Raw genomic sequence first — 25,807 nt, forward strand, 5'->3', positions numbered from 1 at the left:
TATATATTTTAAGATATTATATTTATTACTACATGTCTATATTAATTCACACCATCTCTAGTGCAAGTATACTTAAAAGGGGGCTGAGTTTGAAGGTAAAATCCATTTCTAACTTGAGAAATCCAGTTTTGAAAAATTTCTAACCATGCGTTGCTATTGAAGAAGTCTTCTAAAGGTAAATTTGGATTCCATTCTAATAATAAGAAAGGTCCTATTCCAAAGGACCAAATTCCAGTTTGTTCAACAGTTGATTCTCTAATTAAAAGCATAGGAAGGCCGAATTGAAAAGCCATAGCAGGTTCAATTTGTGCAAAAGGGCTACCTTCCCAAGTTGTAAAATTTAGCTCTTCACCTAAATTGTTTTCTAGAGCTCTAACTTCTCTTTGAGCAAGGTTAAGAGCTATAAAACCATAACTTGATAATATCATTCTTCTTATATTAGTTAGAGGTGGTTCAGGGTATTGTTCAGTAACTGGCAAAGTTCTTGGAAATAACAAAGCTTTTTTTATTTCTATAATAATTCTGCTTACAAAGTCTTGCTGAGTTGAGTTTAACCTACTTGGATGGCTAAGAAACACTGGGATTCTATATAGAAGCCTTGAACATTCTTGTATTATATTAGTGCTCATTGGCGTAAAAGTATTTTCGGAATTTGGTTTACTTAACATATCTAGTTCATCTCCATAATAATTATTATTTTATCTTTTGATATATACTACAGTATATAAAATGTGCAAGTGAAATGTTAATTAAAATAGATACTTTTCTAAAGTAATAAAAAATAAACAATTATTCAGATTTATATATAATAAATAAGGAACATATATACTTTCAATAAATAAAGATATACAATTAATATATATTTTACAAGTTATATTGACGTTTTCAAGGAGGTTTAATATGGATTATATAATTACTGAAGAAATGATAAAGAATTCATTAGTTAGTAAAGGTGATACATTAAGACTTGCTAAAGTTTTAATGAAAGCAGGAAGTGGACAGGATATAACAGTAGCTTTTTTAGGTGGGTCTATAACGCAAGGCTGTAATGCAACGAAGCAAGAAGATTGTTATGCAAGCAGGACATATTTATGGTTTAAAGATACATTTAGTAATATAAATATCAATTTTATAAATGCAGGGGTTGGAGCAACAGGATCAATTATAGGAGTTCATAGAGTCCAAAAGCAGGTATTGGATAAGAATCCAGATATAATATTTATTGATTTTGCTGTAAACGATAAAAGTACTAATTATGATAAAGTAGCTTATGAAAGTTTAATAAGAAGAATATTATCAGTAGAAAATCCTCCAGCTATAGTGGAAGTGTTTATGAGTAATTTTGATGGAAGCAATGTACAAGCACAACAAATAGAAATTGGGGGAAAATATAATATTCCAATGATAAGTTTTAGAGATACCGTACACTCAGAAATAGAAAAAGGAAATTTAAAATGGCAAGATGTAGCTAGTGATGAAGTTCATCCAAATGATTATGGTCATTTCATAATATCAGAGTTACTAATTGATTTTATGAAAACCATATTAGCTGATATTAATAAAGAAGATAATACTGAAGTGATAGTAAAAGAAGTTGAGTCTGTAAATCCAGTCTTTGGAGAAAGATATAAGAATGGAATTATAAAAAATAATAAAACCATAGATGTTAATAAAATAAAAGGTTTTATTGAAGATTCTGAAGGCTTCCAGGTTTTTCAGCATGGATGGAAATGTAGTTTAAAAAAAGGAAATACAGCTTTTTTAGAAGTTGATATTGAATGTAAAGATTTATTTTTATTATATAAAAAATCAGTTAAAGATTCAGCAGGCAAAATAGAAGTAATAGTAGATGGAAATAATCCAATTATAATTGATACTTATTTTGAAGATGGATGGGGAGATTATTCAGCAACAGAGTTATTAGTTGAATTTGAAAATATATCTAATCATAACATTAAAATAAATGTACTTAATGAAGAAAAGGAGACAGAAACATATATAATGGGATTTTTAGTATCTTAGGAGGTGAGAGTTTATGTACTTAGAAGAACTTAATAAAGAAGATTTTGAATTTATAGAAGCCGATAATTCTCATTATAAATATATGGGAAGAATTGATTTTGAAAATTCTAAGGCTCCAACAATTATTTATGCTGGTAGTATGATAAAAATTAAATTTAGTGGGACAAGTTTGAAAATTGCTTTAAAGAATTATCATAGCCATTATGAAAATGCTATTGGATTTATTATTGATGATGAAATAGAAGGTAAGGTAGTAATAAAAGAACATTATAAAGATATAGTAATAGATATTGCAGAAGGTTTAGAAGATAAATTGCATGATTTAGTTTTATATAAAAGGTCTGATGCAGCACATTATTTTGACTTTTACGGAATTATAATAGATAAAAATTCTTATACTGAAGCAGCAAAGAAAAACTATAATAGAAGAATTGAGTGTTTTGGTGATTCAGTTTCAGCAGGAGAAGTATGTGAAGCTATTGATTACGTTGGTAAAGTAGATCCGGAAGGTCATGAGGGAATTTATTCTAACGCATGGTATTCATATTCAATGATAACAGCAAGAAACTTGGGAGCAGAAATTAATAATAATGCTCAAGGTGGAATTGCAGTTATGGATGGAACAGGGTATTTTAACCCATCAAGAGGATATTTAGGGGCTGAATCTACTTATGATAAGCTTAGATACAGTTCAGAGCTTGGTGAATGTAATGAGTGGGATTTTTCAAAATATACACCACATGTAGTAATTATGGCGCTAGGGCAAAATGATGCTCATCCTGAAAATTATATAGATGCTGATAAAGAAAAAAGAGAAGTGTGGAAATCTAAATATGCTGAAATAATAACAGATTTAAGAAGCAAATATCCAAAGGCTCTGTTTATAGTTATAACAACTATTTTATGCCATAGTAATGGCTGGGATGATGCTCTTGATGAAATGGTTGATAAGTTAAATGATGAAAAGATAGTTAGATATAAGTTTAAAAGAAATGGATGTGGAACTCCGGGGCACATAAGAATTCCAGAAGCAGAAGAAATGGCAACTGAATTAACTAACTATATAGAATCTTTTGGAGAGGATATATGGAAGTAAGTTTGTTGTTTTAAAATATAACATTATTACAGAAATATAAACAATAATAAAGTATAAATAACATAAATATAGAAATTAAAGCCAATAGATAGTAAATTTAATTTGTAATTGTTAACAAGTTTATTTAGCTTGTAGAGTTATTAATTTATGATTAGTAATAAATATTTAATTTAAAAATGGCAAGATTGGGAGGATCTTTATGGAGAATGTAAAGATATTTGGAGAAAAATTAAGTAATATACCTTGGCAAGAAAAGCCAGAAGGTTTTGATGGAGTAGTATGGAGACACGATGGTAATCCAATTATAAAATGGAATCCTACAAAAAAATCAGCAAGAATATTTAATAGTGCAGTATTACCATATGAAGATGGATTTATAGGAATATTTAGAGCGGACCATAAAAATGGTAAGCCACAATTACATGTTGGTAGAAGTAAAGATGGACTAGATTGGGATATTGAGGATGAAGAAATTCATTGGAAAGATGAAGAAGGTAATGACTATCAACCAAACTATTCTTATGATCCTAGATTAGTTAAAATTGAAGATACCTATTATATTGTTTGGTGTGCTGAATTTGGTGGAGCTGCACTTGGACTTGGAACAACTAATGATTTTAAGGAATTTGTTAGACTTGAAAATCCATTTATTCCTTTTAACAGAAATGGAGTTTTATTTCCAAGAAAGGTTAATGGAAAATACATGCTTTTAAGTAGACCAAGTGATAGTGGACATACTCCATTTGGAGATATATTTATAAGTGAAAGTCCAGACTTAGTTCACTGGGGAAGACATAGAAGAGTTATGAGTAAAGGTGGATCAGGCTGGTGGCAAGGAACTAAAATTGGAGGAGGAGCAACTCCAATAGAAACATCAGAAGGATGGTTAATGATTTACCATGGTGTATCTGGAACTTGTAATGGATTTGTTTATAGCATGGGAGCAGCTATTTTAGATAAAGAAAATCCTTCAAAAGTTTTATATAGAACAAGAGATTACTTATTAACTCCAGAAAAGGATTATGAAACAACAGGATTTGTTCCAAATGTAGCATTCCCTTGTGCAACATTACAAGATGCTGAAACTGGAAGAATAGCTATTTATTATGGAGCAGCAGATACTTATGTAGCAGTAGCATATACACAAGTTGATGAGTTAGTCCAATATATAAAAGAAAACTCAGAATTAGTATATGGGGATGACATAGAGTTTAGATAGGCATTATTAAGTGTAAAGAAATAAAAGAAGAGTTCTTGCTTGATTAGAAAACAAGTAAGAACTCTTTTGATTTATATTTTAATCATAATATAAATTATTGGGACTAATATTAATAATCCGCAAAGATTATATAAGGTAAAGCTTTTTAAGAATTTTCCACTACTTTCAGGATATTCTTTTATATAAAGTTTATATGAGATAACACTAGCTAATGAAGCTATAAGTGTACCAAGGCCTCCTATATTAACTCCAAGCAAAAGTTCTTTATAATATGGAGTAAATCCTGAAATAAGCATAGTTGCAGGTACATTACTTATACCTTGACTTACAATTATTGATGAAAAGTAAGTACTTTTACTAGAAGAAAGTATTGATTCCATAATATTTTTAATATAATCCATTGAAGATATATTGCCTATAAATATAAAGAAACAAATAAAAGTTAATAATAAAGAGTAGTCCACTAACTTAAATAGTTCTTTATTTAAAAACAATACTGTAATAATTGTTAAAATAAAAGTGAGTTTATAATCAATAACATGAAATACTGATAGTAGTATTATTAAAAGTAATATTAGGTATATTATAAATTCTTTTAGGTTAGAAATTTTTATAGTTTCTACTGTAAAAGAGTATGTATTATTATCACTTTTTAAAATTATTGCTATTAAAAATAAAATTGAAAGCATCACCAATGGAAGTGTTATTTTAAAGAACTCTACTGGATTAACTTCAAAAAATGAATAGATAAAAAGATTTTGAGGGTTACCCATAGGAGTTAGAGAACTTCCTAAATTAGCAGCAATTGTTTGAAATATTATTATTTTAAAAGGGTTTATTTTTATCTTTTTTCCAATTATTAATGTTAATGGTACAAATGTAATTAAAGCAACATCATTTGTAACAATCATAGAAGAAAAGAAAGTTAAAAATATTAAAGTAAAGCATATGGATCTATAGCTTGTACATTTGGACAATAAGGATGTAGCAAAGGAATCTAATACTTTTAATTCCTTAAAAGCAGCTACAATAAGCATTAAATTAAATAAAAGAACCAAAACATTAAAATCGATATATTCTAATTTAGGCATAGAAAAAAATGAAGATACAATTGCTAATGTTAATGCAATAATTAGCAAAATATCTTTTTTTATAAATGTAATAATTTTTTCAGTGAATTTAATTTTTTCTAGATTTAATATAGAATTCATTTAAAACCTCGCTGTAAATTTATTTATGCAAAATACTTAATAAATTTTACACTAATGAAGTTATTAAATTCAAGTGGTAAGAATAATATACATTTTATTAATATTAAGTAGATAAGAGGCTATAAGGCTGATATAATGTTTCTTGAAATCTTTATATAAAGAATATAGTAAGGAGTTATTCTATGAAATATTATTTAGCACCAATGGAAGGAATCACTGGATTCATATATAGAAATACATATAAAAAATTTTTTAATGATATTGATAAGTATTTTACGCCATTTATTGTTCCAACAAGTAGTAAAAGTTTTAAGACTAAGGAATTAAGAGATATTTTGCCTGAAAATAATAAGGGCATTTATATAGTTCCCCAAATACTTACTAATGATTCTGAAGGTTTTATTACTACTGCTAGAAAGTTACAACAATTAGGTTATAACGAGATTAACTTAAATTTAGGATGTCCTTCAGGAACAGTAGTTTCTAAAAATAGAGGATCTGGGTTTTTAGCTAAAAGAGATGAGCTAGATATGTTTTTAGATGAAATATATAAAATAGATGATATGAAAATTTCAATAAAAACTAGAATAGGAAAAGATAGACCAGAAGAATTTTATGAATTAATAAAAATTTATAATAAATATCCCTTAGAAGAATTAATTATTCATCCTAGAACTAGAGAAGATTTCTATGGAAATAAACCTAACTTAGAAGTGTTTAAAGATGCCCTAACATTAAGTAATAGTAAAGTATGTTATAATGGTGATATTTTTAAATTAGAGGATTATAATAAATTATCAACAGAGTTTCCTGAATTAAATACAATAATGTTAGGAAGAGGAATATTAGCAAATCCAGGGCTAATTAATGAAATTAAAAATAATATAAATTTAGATAAAAAAGTATTAAAAGAGTTCCATGATGAAATCTTCAATAATCATAGAGAAGTGTTTAAAGATGATAATATTGCACTTTATAGAATGAAAGAGCTATGGGGATACATGATTTACATATTTTCAGATAATAAGAAATACGCTAAAAAAATAAAAAAATCACAAAAGGTAGAAGATTATAATGAAGCAGTTTCAAGTTTATTCAATGAACAAGAAATCATAAAAGGAGCAGGACTGTTTAGTAATTAATATAAAGGCTATGATAAATAGTATATGTTCCATAAGCTAAATAGCTGTGCAAAGAAGTACTAGGCTTGGAAAAACTACTATGCCAAGAGTTTTGGTTAACTCGCTGTGCTCAAACAAACCAACAACACTAAGGCCTAGTAGTTCTTCCTTCACCAAGTACTTCTAATTGCTTGCTATATGCTTATTCCACATATGCTATTTATCTTCGCCATCTTATATTAAGTATCTAAATTAATAATGAAAAGAAGGAATTAAGGGGAAAAATCCTTATAGGATTTTTTGAGAAATTGATTTTAGAATAGTTAACCAAAGGTGAACTATCATTTTAACTCTTTCACTTTTCACTATTTAACTCTTAACTTTTGATCATCCTTTAGGTTTGAATATTATTGCAGCAAAGAAACCAAATATTATTGCAGCAGCAACACCTCCGCTTACTGTCTTTAGCATACCAGTAAATATTCCTACAAATCCTGTTTGTTGAGCTTCATTTATAGCTGCCGTTACAAGGGTATTTCCAAAGCTACTTATTGGAACAAATGCTCCTGCGCCAGCAAATTTAACTAGGGGATCATATAGACCAAACCCTCCTAAAATTGCACCAATTACTACTAATGTACAAGTAGTATGTGCAGGAGTAATTTTCAAAGTATCCATTATAAGTTGCCCAATAACACAAATTATACCACCTATTATAAATGCAAAAATAAATTTTTCCATAAGTTAAATCACACCTTCTTTTTTACATTTCTATAGAAACCGCATGGGCAACGCAAGGAATGCTTTCCTTTTGTTGAAAGGAGATAGGGGACATTAGAGCGCCTGTTGCCACAACTAATATCTTTTTTAACTCTCCTTTACGCATGCGATTAAGTAAATGTCCATAAGTTACAGTAGCAGAACAACCACAACCACTTCCACCAGCGAAACTAGGTTGATCTTTTGTATATATTAAAAGTCCGCAGTCTGTAAATATATCTATTGGCATGTATATATTGTGTTTTTCAAATAAAGCATTAGCAATTTCATGCCCAACTTTTCCTAGGTCACCAGTAGCAATAAGGTCATAATTTGAAGCATCAATGTTTAAATCTCTAAAATGAGCTTCTATAGTATCTACAGCAGCTGGAGCCATAGCAGCGCCAACGTTATAGGGATCTGAAATTCCCATGTCTACAACTCTTCCAATAGTAGCAGAAGTAACCTTTGGACCGTTGCCTTTTTGTGCAAGCACTGCTGCACCAGCACCAGTTACTGTCCATTGAGCAGTAGGTGGTCTTTGAACCCCATATTCTGTGGGATATCTAAATTGTTTTTCAGCAGCAGCATTATGACTACTTGCAGCTGTCACAACATATTTTGCAGATTTACTATCTATAAGCTGAGCTGCTAATGCTAAACCTTCCATGGAGCTTGAGCAAGCACCAAATATTCCTAGATAAGGAATTCCTAAAGTTCTTGCAGTAAAGCTACTAGAAATAATTTGATTCATTAAGTCTCCGCTAAAGAAGAAGTTAATATCTTCTTTTTGCAAGTTTGCTTTTTGTATTGCTCGTTGGCAGGCGTGTTCAAGAAGGGCTTTTTCTGCTTTTTCATAACTATCTTGACCAAGCCATAAATCTTCTGTAAGTATATCAAAATCATTAGCTAAAGCTCCATTAGCTTCGAATGGTCCGCCAATAGCTGCTGAAGATAATATTGTAGGTTTAGAATCAAAAATCCAAGATTGATGTCCTTTAAGCATTTACATCGCCCCCAACCATATTATTATCATTTTTATAGTTGCAACTATAAAAGCAGAGAAAACTCCATAAACAACTATTGCACCTGCAAGGCTAAACATATTTCCAGCTACTCCAAGTACAAAGCCTTCACTTTTATGTTCAATTGAAGCAGATGCAATTGAATTGGCAAATCCTGTTATTGGGACAGCAGTTCCGCATCCAGCCCATTGACTAAGGTGATCATAAATTCCAAGCCCAGTAAATAAAGCTGAAAGAAATATTAAGAGTATGTATGTTGGGGCCATTGATGTTTTTTCATCAAAATTAAAATAGTTCATAAATATCCATTGAAATCCTTGGCCGATTGTGCATATTGCTCCACCTACAAGGAATGCTCTAATACAATTTTTAAAAATAGGTCTTTTAGGTTCTATGCTTTTTACTAAAGCATCATATTGTTGCTGAGATGTAGTCATTTTTTTCTTTTTCATATTTGACATATATTTCACCTTCTAACGTAATAAATATGGTTCTAATTTTGCTAGAATTCGTTCTAAAGCTTTTGAGTCTTTTAAATACATATTTTTAGCATCTTTATTATCAGTATCTATAGAAAATGACATAAGATCTGATTGGCTCTTTTCTAAGCTAGCATATAACATTTCTTTAATTTCAGTTTTAGGAACTTGTATCATATCATCAAATAAGTCAATGTATAAATCTCCAGAAGAATCAACTTGCCCTAGAAAAACATTCTCAAGGGAAACACCTTTAATTTCTAGTTGAGTTGTAAGCCAACCTTGATTTAATCCAGCATTAGTAAGTCCTTCATTTAAGATATTTCCATCTAAAATAACTGTTTGTGGCTCTGCTTTAGGAGATACTTTTTTTCCTAAATCATATGAAGTAACAGGCTTTTTATCAGCTTTTAAACTAATATTTATATCTCCATTTGTTTCCATAACAGCAAACTCTACATCAGCTAAATTAAATGCTTTTTTAGAACGTAATTCTTGTAAAAATTCTTGACCTGTTATTCTTTCTTTAGATAAGTTATCTTCCATTATTTTTCCATTTTTTATTAATACTCTTTCTTTACCGTGAATTGAATTATAAATATATTTACTCTTCATTGAAGCATAATCTAAGGCAAGAGGCATTAGTGCCCAAACAGCTAAAGGTATTAATCCAAAATAAAAATTATCAATTAAATTTAAAGAAAGTAAAGAAATTATAATGGCTATTGAAGCATAAGAAATAAAATCAAAAGGGGTAGACCTAGCTAAGGTCTTCTTTTTTATGAATCTTGCTATTACTAAAGCTAAAAAAAATAGAACTATTGATTTAAATAATACTATTAACCAAGAATCCATAGTCCACCTCACTTAGTTACCTTTATATTGGGGTTCTTCAAACTCCATAAAGCCTATTCTTTTTTCTAGATCTTTTTTTATATTATCTATTTCTTTAGCTGCTTCTTTATAAGTGTTTCTAGATTTTTCATCACGTTCTTGTAATGAATACATTTCTAAAGTAGATTGAGCGCCTTTTAATGTGGCTAACGTTTGTTTTACTTTTGAAATAGCAGTCATATAAAAGCCTCCTTTATATATAAATCTTTCTCACTTACTTTAACCAGTAATATTAGTTTTAATTCATTTCTTATATAAATATTTACTTTAATTCATTTCTTTCTTATATAAATATTTACTCAAATTATTGAAAAGGATTATCTAATAGAAGCTAGGCTAAAAAGGAATATATTTCATTATAAAAAGAATATTTAAATTGAATATTAAAATTGATAATGAACAAAATAAAATTGCAATACAAAATATAAAGGAGGAAATATTATGCCTACAGGAACTAAACTTGAAACAGCATTAGCTAGTGCAAAAGGATTAGCTGCTGATATGAAGACTTTTTCTTTAGACACAGATAATCAACAAGCAAAACAAATGTTTAATCAACTTGCAAGTACAATGGATGGTGTTGAGCAATCACTTCAATCAAGACTTGATTTTGTAAAACAACAAGAACCACAATATAATAAATAGTAAAAATACTCCTATATCTATAACATCAACTAGATATGGGAGTATTTTTATGAATAATTTTTTATGTAAACTTTAAAATATTTATAAATATAAGATAAATTATTCTTTTCAATAAATTATGAAATTTTTATTCTATAACGAAGGTATTTATTCAGAAATTTGGAGTAGTTAAATGAAAGATTAAATAATCAATTATTTCAGATCTGATATTTTACTTAAATAAATATATTAATTATTTAATATATCTTAAGTTTTAATTATATGGCTTAGTAATTAAAGCTTAAAAGTAATTAGTATAAATTTATGTAAAATTACAAATGTATGATATTATATAATATAGAATCAAATATATCAAAAACGGAGGAATAGTTATGATAAGATTAATAGCGTCAGATATGGATGGAACCTTATTAAATAGTGATCATGACATAGATTTTGAAACTGTAAAAGCAATTAAAAAAGCCGAAGAAGCTGGAATAATATTTGCAATATCTACAGGTAGAGAATATGATAGTGTTAAGGTTTTATTAGATAAACATAATATAAAGGCTCAATGTGTGCTTTCAAATGGAGCGGAATATAGAGATGAAGATGGAAATATCTTAGATGTAATAAATATAAAAAATGAAACTGCAAAGAAGATAATCGAAATTCTAGATAAAAATAAAATGTCAGCTCGAATATTTACAGAAAAGGGTGTATTTACTACATCTACAAGAGAAATGGCTCTTCAAGAGGTTATCTTTAGAACTATGAGTTTTAATCCATCATTAACTGAAGAAGAAGCAAGAGAAGTTGCAGAAAATTTAGGTTTCTTTACTTGTTTAAAATTTATTGAGGATTTAGATAAATTCTTTGAAGAGGGAGTAGAAGTAAGAAAATTTGTTGCTTTTCATAATGATATAGAGCTTATAGATAAAATGAAGAAAGTGCTTGGAGAAATTGAAGGATTGGCTATCTCATCATCATTCAGAGATAATATAGAAATTACTGATATAAATGCTCAAAAAGGAATAATCTTAGAACAGGTTGCAGCTAAAATGGATATAGCAAGAGAAGATGTTATGATATTAGGTGATAGTTTTAATGATTATTCAATGTTTGAGATATTTGAAGAAACTGTTGCAATGAAAAATGCTATACCAGAGGTGAAGGCGATAGCTAAATATATAACAGATAGCAATGATAATTTAGGAGTTGCTAAAGCCATTTATAATGTACTTAATAATGAAATGGATAAAATGCTTAAGTCAGAAGAAAATTTTTAATAAGATATTAAAATTAAAATAAACTCAAAGATAATTAATTATTCATTATCTATGAGTTTATTCTTAATTGTAATCTAAATAAATAAACTTTATTTTTATAAGGTTTAGAAATATTGATATTTAAAAAATTAATATTTGTAGCAAAATACGGAGGAGAATATGCAGCTTAATATGGATGAAATAGACTCAGTAATTTTTGATATGGATGGAGTTCTATTTGATACAGAAAGAATATATTTAAAGGTTTGGACAAGGGTTTGTAAAAAGTATGGTTATAAAATGACTAAGGAAATATATTGCAGGGTTATAGCAACTGGGCGTGAGAATGTTAAGAAGGTATTTAAGCAGGAATTTGGCATGGATATTCCAATAGAAGAAATGTATAAAGAAAAGGATGAGGCTTTAGCCAAAGAAATAGAAAAGAAAATACCATTAAAAGAAGGAGCTTATGAATTACTTACATATTTAAGAAAAAATAATTATAAAATAGCTTTAGCTACTTCAGCTACAAGAGACAGAATGGAAAAACAACTAAATAGAGCAAACATTAAGCATTTATTTGATGATTTAGTATGTAAAGATGATGTTGAGAAAACTAAGCCTAATCCCGATATATTTATAAAAGCAGCAGACAAGCTTAAAGTTAATCCTGAAAATTGTATTGTAATAGAAGATTCATCATCTGGGGTTAAGGCTGCTTATAATGGAAATATGAAGGTGGTACATGTAGTTGATTTAAAAGAGGCAGATGATGATATAAAAAAGCTTTGTTATAAAAGCTTTAATAACTTAATTGAAGTAAAGGAAGCAATATTTCATTAAAATTAAGATTTTAGGCTGTTTATGAGTAAAATATAAGTTTTGTATTTAATATTTATTATAGTAACATTAAAATATACAACTTGAAAAAGTATAAAAATAAAACTAAAGAAGGAAGTGTCTGTTATGGAAGAAAAATATGATTATATTTTTAAATGGTTAAAAAATGCGACAAAAGAAGAAAGGCACATAGATGAAATGGAAGCTTTTGCAAAGAAGCATCCGATATTATTTATGAAATTTCATAAGCTATTTAGACCAATAGTACAACTTGATGAGAATAACGAAGAATACATAGAAGCAAAAGAAAAACTTGTAAAATTATTTTCAGAAAATGAAGAAGATTTTAAAGTAGTTACTGAAGCTGTAAAAACTAAATTTGCAGGTAAATATTTTTAGAATATAAATATTCCTAGACTTTCAAATTATGAATTTAGTTGGTAGATTTGTGTAATTATATAAAATATATTACAATGAAGTTATAAATATTGAATTTATCAATAAGTAAAAAAGAAAGTATCGTATTAACTTTCTATTGAACTATTTAAGGAGATGTGTAATATGAATAATTCACAAAAAAATAAAAGTAAAATCAGTAAATTATTTAGTTCAATTGATAATTTTCTAATTGAAGAAAAGGAACAAAAGTTAAAAGCAAAGCTAGGTAAAAAAATAAAAGACTCTATATTTACAGATGAAATTTTAACAAAACTTAATGAACATGATTTTAGTGGAGTAGCAGATAAAGAAGAAGATGTAGTTATGCTTTTTTCAACTATATTCCCTATATTTATAAAGGATAAGGGAATAATATTTAGGCTGTACAAGCATAAAATTGAAGTGGATTTATCTGATGAAATGAAAGATAGATATATCTATATGTTTTCTGATGGGAGATTAACATCAGGATTATTTAAGTGTTTTAATATTAGTGATGATGAATATGTATACGGAATAAAAAGAATAATAGATGTCATTCCACTTTTTAAAGCTGAAATATTAGATACTTTATCAAACTATGAAAATATTATAAATTCCAATAATAAAATAGAGGATTTTAAATCAAAAGAATCAGTAGCTGAAAATAATTATGATGAATTAATATTATATTTAACAAAGACAGAAAAAAAATAAAGTGAAAATTAGAAGTGTTGTAAAATGATTAACTATTAATCCAATACAATGCTTCTTTTTAGATATAGTTATAATTTTATAATAAAGGAGAGGAACATGTCTAATTCACAAATAACAGAAATGGCTTTGGCTAATGCCTTAAAGAAACTAATGAATAAGCATTCTATAAATAAAATTACAGTCAAAGAAGTTACTGATGAATGTGGGATTACAAGACGTACATTTTATAATCATTTCAATGATACTTATGAATTACTTGAGTGGATTTATGAACATGAAGTGATAGAGGAATTAGAACAATATTATAATTTGGATGGGTGGAAGACAGCTATAACTATAGTTCTTCAGTACACTATAGACAATAAAAAAATATGTCTTAATACATTTAATTCTTTGGGGCGAGATCATTTAGAGAAGTTCTTATATAATATTTTTTATAATGCATTACAAGGTGTGACCCTAGATATTATAAAAGATATGGATATTGATGAAAATATAAAAAATGAAACTATAAGGTTTTATACACTAGCTATAGTAGGAGAATTTATATTGTGGCTTAAGGATAACTTAAAAGAAGAACCACAATGTATTTTAGATAGAATAGAAATAATAATGACAGGGACCATTTCTTATGTGATGATGAGAAATGATAAAAGAAGAAAATAATAATATATTAGAGAAGATTGACTAAATATTACACAGTTAATTAAGCATGTGCAATATTTTCTCAATCTTCTTTTTCTGTTTATTGAAGAAATTTTATTACAGGAATAATCTATTAAATGTAAAGAATTTAAAGAAGAGGTGTTTAATTATGGGAAATTATCAAAAAATCAATCCTCTTACACCTAATAATATTGATGTAAGAAAAGCATATTTAATTGGAGGAGGAATAGCTTCATTATCTGCAGCAGCATTTTTAATAAGAGATGCGCATATGCCAGGTGAAAATATTCATATTTTAGAGGAATCTAAAGTTTATGGAGGTTCAATGGATGGAGCTGGAACTGCAACTACAGGATATACTGCAAGAGGTGGAAGGGAAATAGAAGAACACTTTGAATGTTTCATGGAATTATTTAGTTTTATACCATCCTTAAAGGATAAAAATAGAAGTGTATTAGATGAGTTTAGAGAGTTAAATCTTGAAGAACCTATTGAGTCACACTGTCGTTTAGTTCATAATCAAGGAGAAAGAACTGATTTTTCTAGTTTAGGTTTATCAAAGGAAAATGCTATGGAACTTGCTAAACTTCATATGTTAACAGAGGAAGCTCTTGGAGCAACAACAATTGATGAATACTTTTCACCATCATTTTTTGAAACAAACTTTTGGTTCTTTTGGGCTTCAATGTTTGCCTTTGAAGAATGGCATAGTGTTGTAGAAGTAAAACGTTATATGGAAAGATTCATGCATTTAATAGGTGGGATGAATAGGTTAGAAGGAATTTTGCATACTGAATATAATCAATATGATTCATTAATTCTTCCTTTAATAACATGGTTAAAGGATAATAATGTATGCTTTAATAAAGGATATAAAGTTACAGATATAGATTTTGATTTTTCAAATAATAAGAAGATAGCAACAGCAATTCATTATATAAAAGATGATTGCTATGAAAAAATAGAAGTAAATAGGGATGATTTAGTATTATTTACAAATGGATCAATGACTGAAAATACAACAAGAGGCGATTTGGATAATCCTGCAGCTCTAAATACTTCAGATGATAAGGGATGTTTTAGTGTATGGCAAAAGCTTTCAAGAAAATCAGAAGACTTTGGAAGACCAGAAGTATTTTGTAGTAATATAGATAAAACTAAATGGTTGTCATTTACAATTACATTAAAAGATGATGATATAGTTTTCCCTTATTTATATAATTTAACTGGAGATAAGCCAGGAATGGGAGGGCTTGTAACAATAAAAGATTCAAAATGGTTTATGAGCTGGGTTGTACCAAAGCATCCTCACTTTATTAATCAACCTGATAATGTTAAAGTTTTATGGGCATATGCATTAAATATGGATATAAAAGGTGATTATATAAATAAAACAATTTCAGAATGTACAGGCCGTGAAATGTTTGAAGAGTTATTATATCACATGGGATTAAAGGATAGAATTCCAGAAATCCTTGAACACACTGTTAATGTAATTCCAAGTATGATGCCATATATAACTTCTCAATTTATGCCTCGTGTAAAAGGAGATAGGCCTCAGGTTATTCCTTATGGTAGTGAGAACTTTGGATTTATAGGACAATATGCAGAAGTAGAAAATGATTGTGTATTTACTGTAGAGTATTCTGTTAGAAGTGCAATGATGGCTGTATATGGATTAATGAAGCTCGATAAAGTTGTTGATCCAGTATTCCCTAGTCAATATGATATACGAGTATTAGTTAATGCAGCTAAAACATGTCTTGGAGTAGATAAGCTATCACTAAAAGATATTGCATTAAAGGATATTTTGAAAAATACAGAAATATTAAAGCTTTTATAAATTTAAAGATTAGCCTAAGAAGTGAAAATAACGCATTCTTAGGCTTGTTGTTTTCTTATTAATTAATATTTCATTTGTTTTTAGATATTATTAATTTAAAATATAAATAGTAAGTATTATTTATAAACTTTTACAGACATAGTTTTAAAAATAGCATAAAACTCAGTACCTTTTTCTATACACATTTCATTTAAGGATTTTTTAGTTATTAATGCTATTAGTGGAATCCCAATATCTAAAACTACCTTTGCGCTATTACCATCTAATATAATGTCAGTTACAATACCTTTATGAACATTTCTTGCACTACTTACAAATGTACCTTTACTTAAGATAATATCTTCAGGGCGAATAGAAATTCTTACATTACCTCCTAATTCAGTACTTACTTGGATTTTTACAGAATCAATTAATGCAAAAGTTTCGTCATCTTCAGAAATTAAAGTTGCTTCATAGCTATTTTCATAACCTTTAGATTTTAAAAGATAAATTTCAAATTGGGATTTAGATATACGAAGGTGCTTCCCCATACGGTGAGCATCTAAATCACCACGTTTTATCATTTCATATACAGTACCTTTAGTTATTTTTAATTTTTGAGCAATCTCATCTGGCGTATATAAGATATCTTCATTCATTTTATTCACCTTTTCATTCTATTAGTATAAAAATAATTTAACATATTATTTAGTATATAACAATTAGAAAATGGTTTATAAATTTAAGGGTTATAGACTTCTATATCAATATATTTATTAAAAATATTTGAAAGGTTTAAATTTAAATATTTAAGGAAAATGAATATAAAAATCAAAATTAATTGACACTAGAGAGTATTTACAATATAATTACAATTGTTTGGTTTTGTTAGGTTTAGTTCTGTTTTAGTTTGTTTTGGCATAACTAAATCAGTTTTATTTATTGTAATGATAGTATTTCATAAATTAGGAGTGTGTAAAATGAAAAAGAAAATATCATTAATTTTAAGTATGCTATTATTAGCTTTTTCTTTAGTTGGATGTAGTAAGAATAATGTGTCAAATAATACAAATAACTCACAAGAAAAAGAATCAATTATTACTATTGCAGCAGCAGCAAGTTTAAAGAATTGTATGGATGATAAGTTAATTCCTATGTTTAATGAAAAGTATCCTAATATTAAGGTTCAAGCAACTTATGATAGCTCAGGAAAGTTGCAAACTCAAATTGAAGAGGGAGCAGAAATAGATGTATTTATGTCTGCAGCAACAAAGCAAATGGATGAATTAAATAAAAAAGGTTTAATTGAAGAAAGTTCTATTATTGAACTTCTTGAAAATAAAATTGTACTTATAGCTTCAAAAGGAAATAATAAAGATATAAAAACTTTTGAAGATATATTAAAATCTGATAAAATAGCTATAGGAGATCCAGAAAGTGTACCAGCTGGACAATATGCAAAACAGTTATTTGAAAATCTTAAAATTTGGGACCAAGTGTCCTCAAAAGCAAGCCTTGGAACAAATGTCACAGAGGTTTTAACTTGGGTTGCTGAGGCAAGTGCTGATTCAGGAATTGTTTATTCAACAGATGCAGCATCAAATGATAAAGTGAAAGTAGTTTTAGAAGCACCAGAAGGAAGCGTTTCTAAAGTTATCTATCCGCTAGGAATAGTAAAGGCAACTAAAAATCAAGAAGCAGCCAAAAGCTTTACTGAGTTTTTACAATCTGAAGAAGCAATGAAAGTATTTGAATCTTACGGATTTTCAGGTAATAAATAGGAGAATATAATGGATATATCACCAATAATAATTTCTTTAAAAACTGCAACTGTATCTATGGTTTTTACTTTTTTGTTGGGACTTTTTATAGCAAGAGGAATTGTAAAAATAAAGTCTGAAAAAATAAAAATGATTTTAGATGGTATTTTAACATTGCCATTAGTATTACCACCTACAGTAATGGGATTCTTTCTTTTACTTATATTTGGCGTAAATAGACCAATAGGTAAGTTTTTACTAGAGTTTTTAGGCGTAAAAATAGTTTTTTCTTGGACAGCTACTGTAATAGCTTCAGTAGTTATAGCATTTCCTCTTATGTATAGATCGGCAAGAGGTGCATTTGAACAAGTTGATCAAAATTTAATAATGGCGGCAAGAACATTAGGAATTTCAGAAAGAAAAATATTTTGGCGTATAATTATGCCTCTTGCATTACCAGGAGTTGCTTCAGGTGGAATATTAGCTTTTGCAAGAGGTCTTGGGGAGTTTGGGGCTACAGCAATGATTGCAGGAAATATAGCAAATAAAACAAGAACCTTGCCTTTAGCAATTTATGCAGATGTAGCATCAGGAGATATGGCATCAGCTACTAATTATGTTTTAATTGTTACCATAATTTCTTTTGTTGTTGTTGTTTTAACAAATTATTTTACTCTTAAAGAAAGAAAATATATAAAGTAAGGAAGAAGATAATGAGTTTATTTGTTAATATAAAGAAAAAATTAAAAGGATTTTCTCTTGAAGTTTCTTTTGAAACAAATGGTGATTATCTTGGTATTTTAGGAGCTTCAGGAAGCGGAAAAAGTATGACTTTAAAATGCATTGCAGGAATTGAAACTCCAGATGAAGGGCGTATTATACTTAATGGGAAAGTATTATTTGATTCTGAAAAAAAGATTAACCTAAAACCTCAAGAAAGAAATATTGGATACTTATTTCAAAATTATGCTTTATTTCCTAATATGACTGTAGAAGAAAATATTGGAGTAGGATTGAAGGAATCTAAAAAAGAAAAAGAAATTAAAGTGAAAGAAATTATAAAATCTTTTTATTTAGAAGGTCTCGAAAAGAAATACCCAAGTAAACTTTCTGGGGGGCAGCAGCAAAGAGTTGCTATAGCAAGATGTATAATATACAAACCAGATATATTAATGCTTGATGAACCATTTTCTGCTTTAGATTCATACCTAAAAGAGCAGCTTCAAAGTGAGGTTTTAGAATTTTTAAAGCTATATAATGGTGAAGTTCTTATGGTTACTCACAGTAGAGATGAAGTTTATAAGTTTTGTGAGAATATTGCTATTATTGATAAGGGGAATTCAATTTTATTTGGAAATACGAAGGATATTTTTGAAAAGCCAAAGCTAAAAGAAGCAGCAATACTTACTGGATGCAAAAATATTTCAAAGTGTGAAGTTATATCTTCAAATAAAATTTATGCTACAGAGTGGGGTATAAAGCTTGAAACAGAAAAAGTAGTTCCTAGAAATATAAATCATGTAGGAATTAGAGCTCATAATTTTGAAATTCTTGATAATGGCAATATAAATAATGAAAAAAACATTATAGAGTGTGAAATAAATAAGATAGTAGAAAATGTTTTTGAATATAATATAATGTTTGTAAATAAAAATTCTAGTGAAAAAAATGATAGTAGTGTAATGGTATATAAGGTTAAAAAAGAAGAGTGGGATAACAGAAAAAATAAATCTAATTTATACTTAAGAATACCTGAACACTCAATTTTATTTTTAGAATAGTATATTTATTTTGTAGTAAGTATAAAAAATAGAATATGATAAATAATAAAAAATCCACGAGGTAATATTATTAACTAATATATCGTGGATTTTTTATTATTTAAATATAATTTTAGAATTTTATAAAGCTTATTTTTAGGAGATCATAAAAATAGATCTATTTTTTAGAAAAAAGTAATTTATTTAGAAATATATAATTATATTTAATAATTAGAATATTAGGTGTATTATAAAATATAAGACAGAAAGGAGAGTCATAATATGATAAATTTTAATTATTCAATTCCGACTAAAATTTTCTTTGGAAAAGATCAAATAAATATACTTCCAGACCAAATAAAAAAATATGGAAGCAAGGTGCTTTTAGCATATGGAGGAGGAAGTATAAAGAAAATAGGACTTTATGATAAGGTTGTTAATCTTTTAAAAGATAATAATATTAGTTTTTTTGAACTTTCAGGTATTGAGCCAAATCCAAGAATAACTAGTGTAAGAAAGGGTATCGATATTTGTAGAGAAAATGATATAGATTTAGTTCTTGCAGTAGGAGGTGGTAGTACTATTGACTGTGCAAAGGTCATTGCAGGAGGAGTTACCTATGAGGGTGATGCATGGGACATAGTTGTAGATCCAAGTAAAATAAAAAGTGTAATTCCAATAGCAAGTATATTAACTCTTGCTGCAACAGGTTCAGAAATGGATTCAGGAGCAGTAATTACAAACCTAGAAACTAATGAGAAGTTAGGAACAGGGAATCCAGAAATGGCTCCTAAGTTTTCTATATTAGATCCAACATATACTTTTTCTGTACCAAAAAATCAAACAGCAGCGGGAACAGCAGATATAATGAGTCATATTTTTGAAGTGTACTTTAATAATACAGAAGGGGCTTATCTTCAAAACAGGATGGCGGAATCTCTTTTAAAAACTTGCATTAATTATGGCAGAATAGCTATGGATGAACCTGAAAATTATGAAGCAAGAGCAAATCTTATGTGGGCTTCCAGCTTAGCTATAAATGGGCTTTTAACTTATGGAAAAGAAACAAATTGGAGTGTTCACCCAATGGAACATGAATTAAGTGCTTATTATGATATTACTCATGGTGTAGGTCTTGCAATATTAACGCCAGCTTGGATGGAATATGTGCTAGATGATAGTACAGTAGATAAGTTTGTTGAATATGCTATTAATGTATGGAATTTAGATAGAAGTAAAGAAAAATATGAGTTGGCTAGAGAAGCTATAGACAAAACAAGAGAGTTCTTTATTTCATTAGATATACCTACTACATTAAGAGAAGTTGGGATAAATGAAGAAAAACTTGAAGAAATGGCAAATCAAGCAGTTAGAAGAAGAAAAACAATAGGTAATTTTAAACCACTTAATTCAGAAGATATATTGAACATATATAAAGCTTCTTTATAAGTTAAAGTTTTAATGTAAGAAAATTTAATAAAGATAGACTAATAATAAGAGAAGTGTATAAAATAAATGTATTTTATGCACTTCTTTTATAAATTGCCACTTTATTTATAAATTATTCATATATTGTATAAAGAATGATTTATTAGGAGAATTAAAGTGAATTCGAATAAAAATAATAAAGTAGAAAGTTTTGCAATAAAAAATAGAATAAATAGTGAGAAATTATATCCTGCTTTAAGAAATACAAAAGAAGGAAAAACTTATGGATATATAAATAGTAAAGGAGTATTTATTATTGATCCAATTTATTCAAGTGCATATGATTTTAATAGTAGTGGATTAGCTATAGTGGGATTAGGAGAAAGATTTGGAGTAATTAATAAAAATGGAGAGTTTGTATTAAAGCCAGTTTTTGATAGTATTAGAGAATTTAAAGAAAATAGAGCAATTTGGGTGTATCGTGATTACATGGGAGTTATTAATGAAAAGGGGAATATTATAACCAATAAAAAATATAGTTTTATAAGTGACTATAGCGAAGGAAGGGCAATAGTTGGTTTTAGTAATAGTAATGGAAGCTATAGATATGGATATATTGATTTAGAAGGATATGATATAATTCCAACTATATATTTAGAAGCAAATAACTTTAATGAAGGAGTAGCATTAGTAAAATTAAAGGAAAATGAATATAGATTAATAAATCCTTATGGTCAAGTTGTAAATACTTATACCTATAACTATATATCACAATATGGGGATGGATTAATGGTATTTGGAAATTCATTTGAAGGTCCACTAGGTTATATAAATATTGCGGGACAAGTAATTATTAAACCAAGATTTAAATCAGCACAAGGATTTAGAGATGGTGTAGCAATAGTTAGCGAATCAGATAGCTTTCAAGGTCCATATGGCCTTATTGATAAAACTGGTAAATATGTATATGAACCTAATTTTAGTGACATTAAGATTCTAGGAGAAGGCAGAGTAGCTTTAGGTATTCCAATAGGAGATGAGAGTTTAAAACTTAGAAGTATATATGCTATAGGAGCTACAAATGGAAATAGATTAACAGAATTTATTTATTTAGCTGTTAGCGATTATAATAATGGATTAGCATATGTATCAGATAAAGCAGATACCTTCTTCATCGATTTATCTGGAAATCGAGAGGTAAATCTACCTAAAGTTAGCGGAAGTGGTGAATTATCAATAAAGAGTGAAGTAGTTTATGCTAATATAGATTATTCACCATATTATTTAGATAAGTCAGGTAGAATAATTTATAAATCAAATGATATTATATATCTTGATAATCGTTATAGTATACTAAAAGAAAAATATAAGCCTAATATTAGTTATTTAATATATATACCTGAAGTACAAGGAATAAAAGATAAGAACGTAGAAATTGAGATTAATAACAAATTAAGATCTTTGTCTTATTTTAATCCTAATGAAGAAAACGGAAGTAAAGATAGCTTAGTTATTACAGAAAATGATGTTCTTAATTATGATTATTATGGTGATTTCAGGATAAAATACTTCAACAATAATTTATTAGTTTTAGAAATTGAAGGTTATTACTATCCATTAGGAGCAGCACATGGAATGCCATATAGAAAAACTCCAACTATCAATTTGCTAACTGGCAATTTTTACACATTAGGAGATTTATTTATGGGAGGAGTTTATTGGGTAGGTGAATTAAATAAGATTATTAGTAATATGATACAAAATGATAAACAATATGAATATGTATTTAAAGATCAATTTAAAGGGATAAAAGAAGACCAAGATTTTTATGTTGATAGTAGTAATTTATATATTTATTTTCCACCTTATGAGATTGGACCATATTCAGCTGGATTTATAACATTCAAAATTCCTTTTTCTGAAATTCATGGAATGATAAATAAAAGTGGGGATTTTTATAAAGCACTGCAAGCTTAAGTAGAGAGATTAAATAAAGAAAAAAGGCTGTTTTAAAAACAAATATTGTAAATAGCTCTTCAATAAATCACTAAATAATAAAATGAAACCAGATATTTCACAATGTATAGTTCGTGAAATATCTGGTTTTTTTCTTTTAAAATTAACATAATATTCGGAGCTCACTAGAAAGTATATCTATATTTTCCAGTGGATAAATACTTTTGCAACAGCTCCTTTTCTTTATTTAAATATATTCAAAGTTGTCATAACTTAAATTTTGTTATGATTCTATGTTAAAATCAACATCCAACCATAAGTATGCTTTATAAAAAGGAAAAAACTAAATTAGTAAAATATGCTTGAACGAGGTCAATTTATAAAATAATTATTAATTTTCATTATGGGTATTATATTTAATTATTTTTAGGAGATTATATGATGTAGAAAGATATTTATTTTACAAATTTATAAATGAAATAAAAGAAGTTGAGATTAAACAAATAAATCTATTATAAGAGAAACATTCGGATATATTTATTAATATGTTAAATTAAATTTCTAATTGTAAATATATTTCTCGGTTTTTCTGAAAATATTATATTTAATTAAAATAATTCTAAAAAAACATTAATAAATGTTAAAATTTTATTTATTAAAAGTTAAAAATACGAATAAATATTGTATTAATATAATAAATTTAGTATATTATATTTGTATTAAAACTTAGAGATTAAACATAAAAAATAAACACTAGAGGTGAAACATGATACATATTGAAAAACTTAAAAAAGTTTATAACAATGGTTATGAAGCTTTAAAAAGCATCAATCTTGAGATTAACGAGGGTGAACTTGTTTGCCTATTAGGACCTAGTGGTTGCGGAAAAACAACTATACTTAATCTACTTGCAGGACTTTTAGATCCTACCAGTGGAGATATAAGATTTGACAATGAATCTATAATTGGAAAGCATCCTAAAGATAGAAATATTGGTTTAGTATTTCAAAATTATGCGCTATATCCACACATGACAGTTTTAGAAAATGTTATGTTCCCTCTTACAGTTGGAAAGAAGAAAAAGCCAAAAAGTGAGGCACTTGAAATAGCTAAAAAGTATATGAAAATTACAAGTATTGAAGAGTTAGCTAATAAAAAGCCAGGGGAAATGTCAGGGGGGCAACAACAAAGAGTTGCTATAACAAGAGCATTAGTTCAAAATCCTAAAATATTATTATTAGACGAGCCTTTAAGTAATTTAGATGCAAGATTAAGATTAAAAATAAGAGAAGAAATAAGAAGACTTGTAAAAGAAATTGGTATTACTACTATTTTTGTTACTCACGATCAAGAAGAAGCTTTATCTATAAGTGATAGGATAGTATTAATGAATGAAGGTGTTGTTCAACAATTTGATATACCTCAAAATTTATACTTAGAACCTGCAAATCTATTTGTAGCTAAGTTTATGGGAAATCCTATAATCAATATATTTGAAGTTGAAAAAGAAGGAAATCTATTAAAAACAAAGGATTTCAATATTGATCTAAATTTATTAAATAAAGATAGATTTAAGCAAGATTTAAATGAAAATAAGTATTTTGTAGGAATTAGACCAGAATATTTTGAAATAAGTAAAAATCCATTATTTAAAGTTAAAGTTGAATCTATTGAATTAATAGGAAAAGACTGTATAGTAAACTTCAATGTTAATGATATAAATGCAAAATCAATTACTGATATAAGCAATAAAGTACTTGAAGGTGATGAATTAGGACTTGATATTGACTATAATGGAATCTACATATTCCAAGAGAATGGAGTTAGAGTGTACTAATGAGAAAGTTAAAGTATAGAGCAGAAAATTCACCACAAGCATGGTTATTTCTTTTACCTGCTTTAATAGTAATTGGGATATTTAATGTATTACCATTAATCAAAACATTTATTATGTCTTTTCAAAAGGGAACTTTAAATAATTTAGCATTCAATGGATTTAAAAATTATGGGATTGTTTTAAAAGATCCAAAGTTTCACACTGCAGTAGGTAATACAGCTATTTTTGCCTTTGTGGTTGTGCCTGTGGGATTAATTATTTCAATGTTTATTGCAATTACAGTTTATGAAAGAATTAAACATAAAGATATTTTTGAAACTATATTCTTTATACCATATTTAACGAGTGTAATTGCCGTTGGTATAGTTTTTAGATTTTTATTAAATGGTGAATATGGATTTGTAAACTATATATTAGGATTTTTTAATGTTGGACCAATAAATTTCTTGGATGATCCTAATATGAGTATGATAACACTAGTTATATTTGGTATATGGTCAGGACTTGCATTTAACATAATTATATTACTTTCAGGTTTAAGAAATATTGACAAAAGTTATTACAAAGTAGCAGATATGTTTGGAGCAACAAAGGTTGAACAATTTTTTAGAATAACATTACCTCAAATGATACCAATTATTACGTTTTTATTAATGGTTAATTTTATTAATGCATTTAAGGTTTATGCACAAGTTTTTGCAATATTCAATGGAAAAGCAGGTATTGCAGATAGTGCTACTACAGCAGTATTCTACATATTCAATAAGTTCTATGTTGAAAATCGTTATGGACAAGGAATGGCAGCTGCAGTTATCTTATTTGGTTTAATTTTAATTTTCACATTAATTCAAAATCGTATATTAAAAAGATTATCTAAGTAGGTGAA

At 27.7% G+C, this 25,807-nt stretch carries 26 protein-coding genes; 18 read left to right on the forward strand and 8 right to left on the reverse strand.

Going from position 1 to position 25,807, the window contains the following annotated elements; translation table 11 throughout:
* Positions 1 to 41: 41 nt before the first annotated feature.
* Positions 42 to 668: a hypothetical protein gene (locus I2A75_RS02725; protein ID WP_195262933.1), complete on the reverse strand. Its 627-nt coding sequence runs from the start codon at positions 666 to 668 to the stop codon at positions 42 to 44.
* Between the two features lie 232 nt (positions 669 to 900).
* On the opposite strand from I2A75_RS02725, the gene I2A75_RS02730 reads away from it, so the two are divergent.
* From I2A75_RS02730 to I2A75_RS02740, 3 genes are all read left to right on the forward strand, one after another.
* The gene (locus tag I2A75_RS02730; RefSeq protein WP_195262934.1) at positions 901 to 2,022 is read left to right on the forward strand and encodes an SGNH/GDSL hydrolase family protein; all 1,122 of its coding nucleotides are present in this window, start codon (positions 901 to 903) and stop codon (positions 2,020 to 2,022) included.
* 13 nt (positions 2,023 to 2,035) lie between these two features.
* Positions 2,036 to 3,118 carry a GDSL-type esterase/lipase family protein gene (locus tag I2A75_RS02735; protein ID WP_195262935.1) on the forward strand — a complete coding sequence of 361 codons (1,083 nt, stop codon included), beginning with the start codon at positions 2,036 to 2,038 and terminating at the stop codon, positions 3,116 to 3,118.
* A gap of 199 nt (positions 3,119 to 3,317) precedes the next feature.
* Positions 3,318 to 4,337 (forward strand): glycoside hydrolase family 130 protein, encoded by a 1,020-nt coding sequence (locus tag I2A75_RS02740; protein ID WP_195262936.1) that lies wholly within the window; start codon positions 3,318 to 3,320, stop codon positions 4,335 to 4,337.
* Positions 4,338 to 4,408: 71 nt separating this feature from the next.
* On the opposite strand, the gene I2A75_RS02745 is transcribed toward I2A75_RS02740, so the two are convergent.
* Complete coding sequence (locus tag I2A75_RS02745; RefSeq protein WP_195262937.1) at positions 4,409 to 5,548, reverse strand: SLC13 family permease; 1,140 nt, start codon at positions 5,546 to 5,548, stop codon at positions 4,409 to 4,411.
* Between the two features lie 182 nt (positions 5,549 to 5,730).
* Between I2A75_RS02745 and I2A75_RS02750 the strand changes: the two genes are divergently transcribed.
* The gene (locus I2A75_RS02750) at positions 5,731 to 6,690 is read left to right on the forward strand and encodes a tRNA-dihydrouridine synthase family protein (protein WP_195262938.1); all 960 of its coding nucleotides are present in this window, start codon (positions 5,731 to 5,733) and stop codon (positions 6,688 to 6,690) included.
* Between the two features lie 366 nt (positions 6,691 to 7,056).
* On the opposite strand, the gene spoVAE is transcribed toward I2A75_RS02750, so the two are convergent.
* The 5 genes from spoVAE to I2A75_RS02775 are packed head-to-tail and all read right to left on the reverse strand — an operon-like array spanning position 7,057 to position 10,006.
* Entirely contained in the window at positions 7,057 to 7,410 is a 354-nt protein-coding gene (spoVAE, locus tag I2A75_RS02755) for a stage V sporulation protein AE (RefSeq protein ID WP_195262939.1), read from the reverse strand.
* 22 nt (positions 7,411 to 7,432) lie between these two features.
* On the reverse strand, positions 7,433 to 8,434 hold the full coding sequence (spoVAD, locus tag I2A75_RS02760; protein WP_195262940.1) for a stage V sporulation protein AD: 1,002 nt from the start codon (positions 8,432 to 8,434) through the stop codon (positions 7,433 to 7,435).
* Positions 8,435 to 8,914: a stage V sporulation protein AC gene (gene spoVAC, locus I2A75_RS02765; RefSeq protein WP_195262941.1), complete on the reverse strand. Its 480-nt coding sequence runs from the start codon at positions 8,912 to 8,914 to the stop codon at positions 8,435 to 8,437.
* A gap of 12 nt (positions 8,915 to 8,926) precedes the next feature.
* Complete coding sequence (locus I2A75_RS02770; RefSeq protein ID WP_195262942.1) at positions 8,927 to 9,787, reverse strand: DUF421 domain-containing protein; 861 nt, start codon at positions 9,785 to 9,787, stop codon at positions 8,927 to 8,929.
* A gap of 12 nt (positions 9,788 to 9,799) precedes the next feature.
* Positions 9,800 to 10,006, reverse strand: coding sequence for a DUF1657 domain-containing protein (locus I2A75_RS02775; protein ID WP_097033275.1), 207 nt, complete (start codon positions 10,004 to 10,006; stop codon positions 9,800 to 9,802).
* Between the two features lie 261 nt (positions 10,007 to 10,267).
* Between I2A75_RS02775 and I2A75_RS02780 the strand changes: the two genes are divergently transcribed.
* The 7 genes from I2A75_RS02780 to I2A75_RS02810 all read left to right on the forward strand — a co-directional run bounded on the left by I2A75_RS02780 (position 10,268) and on the right by I2A75_RS02810 (position 16,201).
* The gene (locus I2A75_RS02780; protein WP_195262943.1) at positions 10,268 to 10,471 is read left to right on the forward strand and encodes a DUF1657 domain-containing protein; all 204 of its coding nucleotides are present in this window, start codon (positions 10,268 to 10,270) and stop codon (positions 10,469 to 10,471) included.
* A 371-nt stretch (positions 10,472 to 10,842) separates the two neighbouring features.
* On the forward strand, positions 10,843 to 11,739 hold the full coding sequence (locus I2A75_RS02785; RefSeq protein WP_195262944.1) for a Cof-type HAD-IIB family hydrolase: 897 nt from the start codon (positions 10,843 to 10,845) through the stop codon (positions 11,737 to 11,739).
* 159 nt (positions 11,740 to 11,898) lie between these two features.
* Positions 11,899 to 12,561 (forward strand): HAD family phosphatase, encoded by a 663-nt coding sequence (locus tag I2A75_RS02790; RefSeq protein WP_243241964.1) that lies wholly within the window; start codon positions 11,899 to 11,901, stop codon positions 12,559 to 12,561.
* A gap of 123 nt (positions 12,562 to 12,684) precedes the next feature.
* Positions 12,685 to 12,957 carry a hypothetical protein gene (locus I2A75_RS02795; protein ID WP_195262945.1) on the forward strand — a complete coding sequence of 91 codons (273 nt, stop codon included), beginning with the start codon at positions 12,685 to 12,687 and terminating at the stop codon, positions 12,955 to 12,957.
* Positions 12,958 to 13,119: 162 nt separating this feature from the next.
* A complete protein-coding gene (locus I2A75_RS02800) occupies positions 13,120 to 13,692 on the forward strand; it encodes a hypothetical protein (RefSeq protein WP_195262946.1) in 573 nt (190 codons plus the stop codon).
* A gap of 96 nt (positions 13,693 to 13,788) precedes the next feature.
* Positions 13,789 to 14,358 (forward strand): TetR/AcrR family transcriptional regulator C-terminal domain-containing protein, encoded by a 570-nt coding sequence (locus tag I2A75_RS02805; RefSeq protein WP_195262947.1) that lies wholly within the window; start codon positions 13,789 to 13,791, stop codon positions 14,356 to 14,358.
* A gap of 148 nt (positions 14,359 to 14,506) precedes the next feature.
* A complete protein-coding gene (locus I2A75_RS02810; RefSeq protein WP_195262948.1) occupies positions 14,507 to 16,201 on the forward strand; it encodes an oleate hydratase in 1,695 nt (564 codons plus the stop codon).
* A gap of 116 nt (positions 16,202 to 16,317) precedes the next feature.
* Here I2A75_RS02810 and I2A75_RS02815 read toward each other — a convergent pair whose 3' ends face one another.
* On the reverse strand, positions 16,318 to 16,839 hold the full coding sequence (locus I2A75_RS02815) for an excisionase family DNA-binding protein (RefSeq protein ID WP_195262949.1): 522 nt from the start codon (positions 16,837 to 16,839) through the stop codon (positions 16,318 to 16,320).
* A 321-nt stretch (positions 16,840 to 17,160) separates the two neighbouring features.
* Here I2A75_RS02815 and modA point away from each other — a divergent pair, with 321 nt between their 5' ends.
* The 7 genes from modA to I2A75_RS02850 all read left to right on the forward strand — a co-directional run bounded on the left by modA (position 17,161) and on the right by I2A75_RS02850 (position 25,802).
* Entirely contained in the window at positions 17,161 to 17,961 is an 801-nt protein-coding gene (modA, locus tag I2A75_RS02820; RefSeq protein WP_195262950.1) for a molybdate ABC transporter substrate-binding protein, read from the forward strand.
* Between the two features lie 9 nt (positions 17,962 to 17,970).
* Positions 17,971 to 18,642, forward strand: a complete 672-nt coding sequence (modB, locus tag I2A75_RS02825; protein ID WP_195262951.1) for a molybdate ABC transporter permease subunit — start codon at positions 17,971 to 17,973, stop codon at positions 18,640 to 18,642.
* A gap of 11 nt (positions 18,643 to 18,653) precedes the next feature.
* The gene (locus tag I2A75_RS02830) at positions 18,654 to 19,721 is read left to right on the forward strand and encodes an ATP-binding cassette domain-containing protein (protein WP_195262952.1); all 1,068 of its coding nucleotides are present in this window, start codon (positions 18,654 to 18,656) and stop codon (positions 19,719 to 19,721) included.
* Positions 19,722 to 19,982: 261 nt separating this feature from the next.
* A complete protein-coding gene (locus I2A75_RS02835; protein WP_195262953.1) occupies positions 19,983 to 21,149 on the forward strand; it encodes an iron-containing alcohol dehydrogenase in 1,167 nt (388 codons plus the stop codon).
* A 156-nt stretch (positions 21,150 to 21,305) separates the two neighbouring features.
* The gene (locus I2A75_RS18165; RefSeq protein ID WP_195262954.1) at positions 21,306 to 23,105 is read left to right on the forward strand and encodes a WG repeat-containing protein; all 1,800 of its coding nucleotides are present in this window, start codon (positions 21,306 to 21,308) and stop codon (positions 23,103 to 23,105) included.
* 745 nt (positions 23,106 to 23,850) lie between these two features.
* Entirely contained in the window at positions 23,851 to 24,921 is a 1,071-nt protein-coding gene (locus I2A75_RS02845; protein WP_195262955.1) for an ABC transporter ATP-binding protein, read from the forward strand.
* Positions 24,921 to 25,802, forward strand: coding sequence for a sugar ABC transporter permease (locus I2A75_RS02850; protein WP_195262956.1), 882 nt, complete (start codon positions 24,921 to 24,923; stop codon positions 25,800 to 25,802). The genes I2A75_RS02845 and I2A75_RS02850 overlap by 1 nt, the downstream gene beginning before the upstream one ends.
* Positions 25,803 to 25,807 lie beyond the last annotated feature (5 nt).

This window comes from Clostridium sp. 1001275B_160808_H3 (assembly GCF_015550425.1).
In the GTDB taxonomy this organism is placed as follows: domain Bacteria; phylum Bacillota; class Clostridia; order Clostridiales; family Clostridiaceae; genus Clostridium.

Bases quoted from the DNA above. Each gene is read 5' to 3' on its own strand.
- I2A75_RS02725 (WP_195262933.1), bottom strand. From the start codon at position 668: ATGTTAAGTAAACCAAATTCCGAAAATACTTTTACGCCAATGAGCACT.
- I2A75_RS02730 (WP_195262934.1), top strand. From the start codon at position 901: ATGGATTATATAATTACTGAAGAAATGATAAAGAATTCATTAGTTAGT.
- I2A75_RS02735 (WP_195262935.1), top strand. From the start codon at position 2,036: ATGTACTTAGAAGAACTTAATAAAGAAGATTTTGAATTTATAGAAGCC.
- I2A75_RS02740 (WP_195262936.1), top strand. From the start codon at position 3,318: ATGGAGAATGTAAAGATATTTGGAGAAAAATTAAGTAATATACCTTGG.
- I2A75_RS02745 (WP_195262937.1), bottom strand. From the start codon at position 5,548: ATGAATTCTATATTAAATCTAGAAAAAATTAAATTCACTGAAAAAATT.
- I2A75_RS02750 (WP_195262938.1), top strand. From the start codon at position 5,731: ATGAAATATTATTTAGCACCAATGGAAGGAATCACTGGATTCATATAT.
- spoVAE (WP_195262939.1), bottom strand. From the start codon at position 7,410: ATGGAAAAATTTATTTTTGCATTTATAATAGGTGGTATAATTTGTGTT.
- spoVAD (WP_195262940.1), bottom strand. From the start codon at position 8,434: ATGCTTAAAGGACATCAATCTTGGATTTTTGATTCTAAACCTACAATA.
- spoVAC (WP_195262941.1), bottom strand. From the start codon at position 8,914: ATGTCAAATATGAAAAAGAAAAAAATGACTACATCTCAGCAACAATAT.
- I2A75_RS02770 (WP_195262942.1), bottom strand. From the start codon at position 9,787: ATGGATTCTTGGTTAATAGTATTATTTAAATCAATAGTTCTATTTTTT.
- I2A75_RS02775 (WP_097033275.1), bottom strand. From the start codon at position 10,006: ATGACTGCTATTTCAAAAGTAAAACAAACGTTAGCCACATTAAAAGGC.
- I2A75_RS02780 (WP_195262943.1), top strand. From the start codon at position 10,268: ATGCCTACAGGAACTAAACTTGAAACAGCATTAGCTAGTGCAAAAGGA.
- I2A75_RS02785 (WP_195262944.1), top strand. From the start codon at position 10,843: ATGATAAGATTAATAGCGTCAGATATGGATGGAACCTTATTAAATAGT.
- I2A75_RS02790 (WP_243241964.1), top strand. From the start codon at position 11,899: ATGCAGCTTAATATGGATGAAATAGACTCAGTAATTTTTGATATGGAT.
- I2A75_RS02795 (WP_195262945.1), top strand. From the start codon at position 12,685: ATGGAAGAAAAATATGATTATATTTTTAAATGGTTAAAAAATGCGACA.
- I2A75_RS02800 (WP_195262946.1), top strand. From the start codon at position 13,120: ATGAATAATTCACAAAAAAATAAAAGTAAAATCAGTAAATTATTTAGT.
- I2A75_RS02805 (WP_195262947.1), top strand. From the start codon at position 13,789: ATGTCTAATTCACAAATAACAGAAATGGCTTTGGCTAATGCCTTAAAG.
- I2A75_RS02810 (WP_195262948.1), top strand. From the start codon at position 14,507: ATGGGAAATTATCAAAAAATCAATCCTCTTACACCTAATAATATTGAT.
- I2A75_RS02815 (WP_195262949.1), bottom strand. From the start codon at position 16,839: ATGAATGAAGATATCTTATATACGCCAGATGAGATTGCTCAAAAATTA.
- modA (WP_195262950.1), top strand. From the start codon at position 17,161: ATGAAAAAGAAAATATCATTAATTTTAAGTATGCTATTATTAGCTTTT.
- modB (WP_195262951.1), top strand. From the start codon at position 17,971: ATGGATATATCACCAATAATAATTTCTTTAAAAACTGCAACTGTATCT.
- I2A75_RS02830 (WP_195262952.1), top strand. From the start codon at position 18,654: ATGAGTTTATTTGTTAATATAAAGAAAAAATTAAAAGGATTTTCTCTT.
- I2A75_RS02835 (WP_195262953.1), top strand. From the start codon at position 19,983: ATGATAAATTTTAATTATTCAATTCCGACTAAAATTTTCTTTGGAAAA.
- I2A75_RS02845 (WP_195262955.1), top strand. From the start codon at position 23,851: ATGATACATATTGAAAAACTTAAAAAAGTTTATAACAATGGTTATGAA.
- I2A75_RS02850 (WP_195262956.1), top strand. From the start codon at position 24,921: ATGAGAAAGTTAAAGTATAGAGCAGAAAATTCACCACAAGCATGGTTA.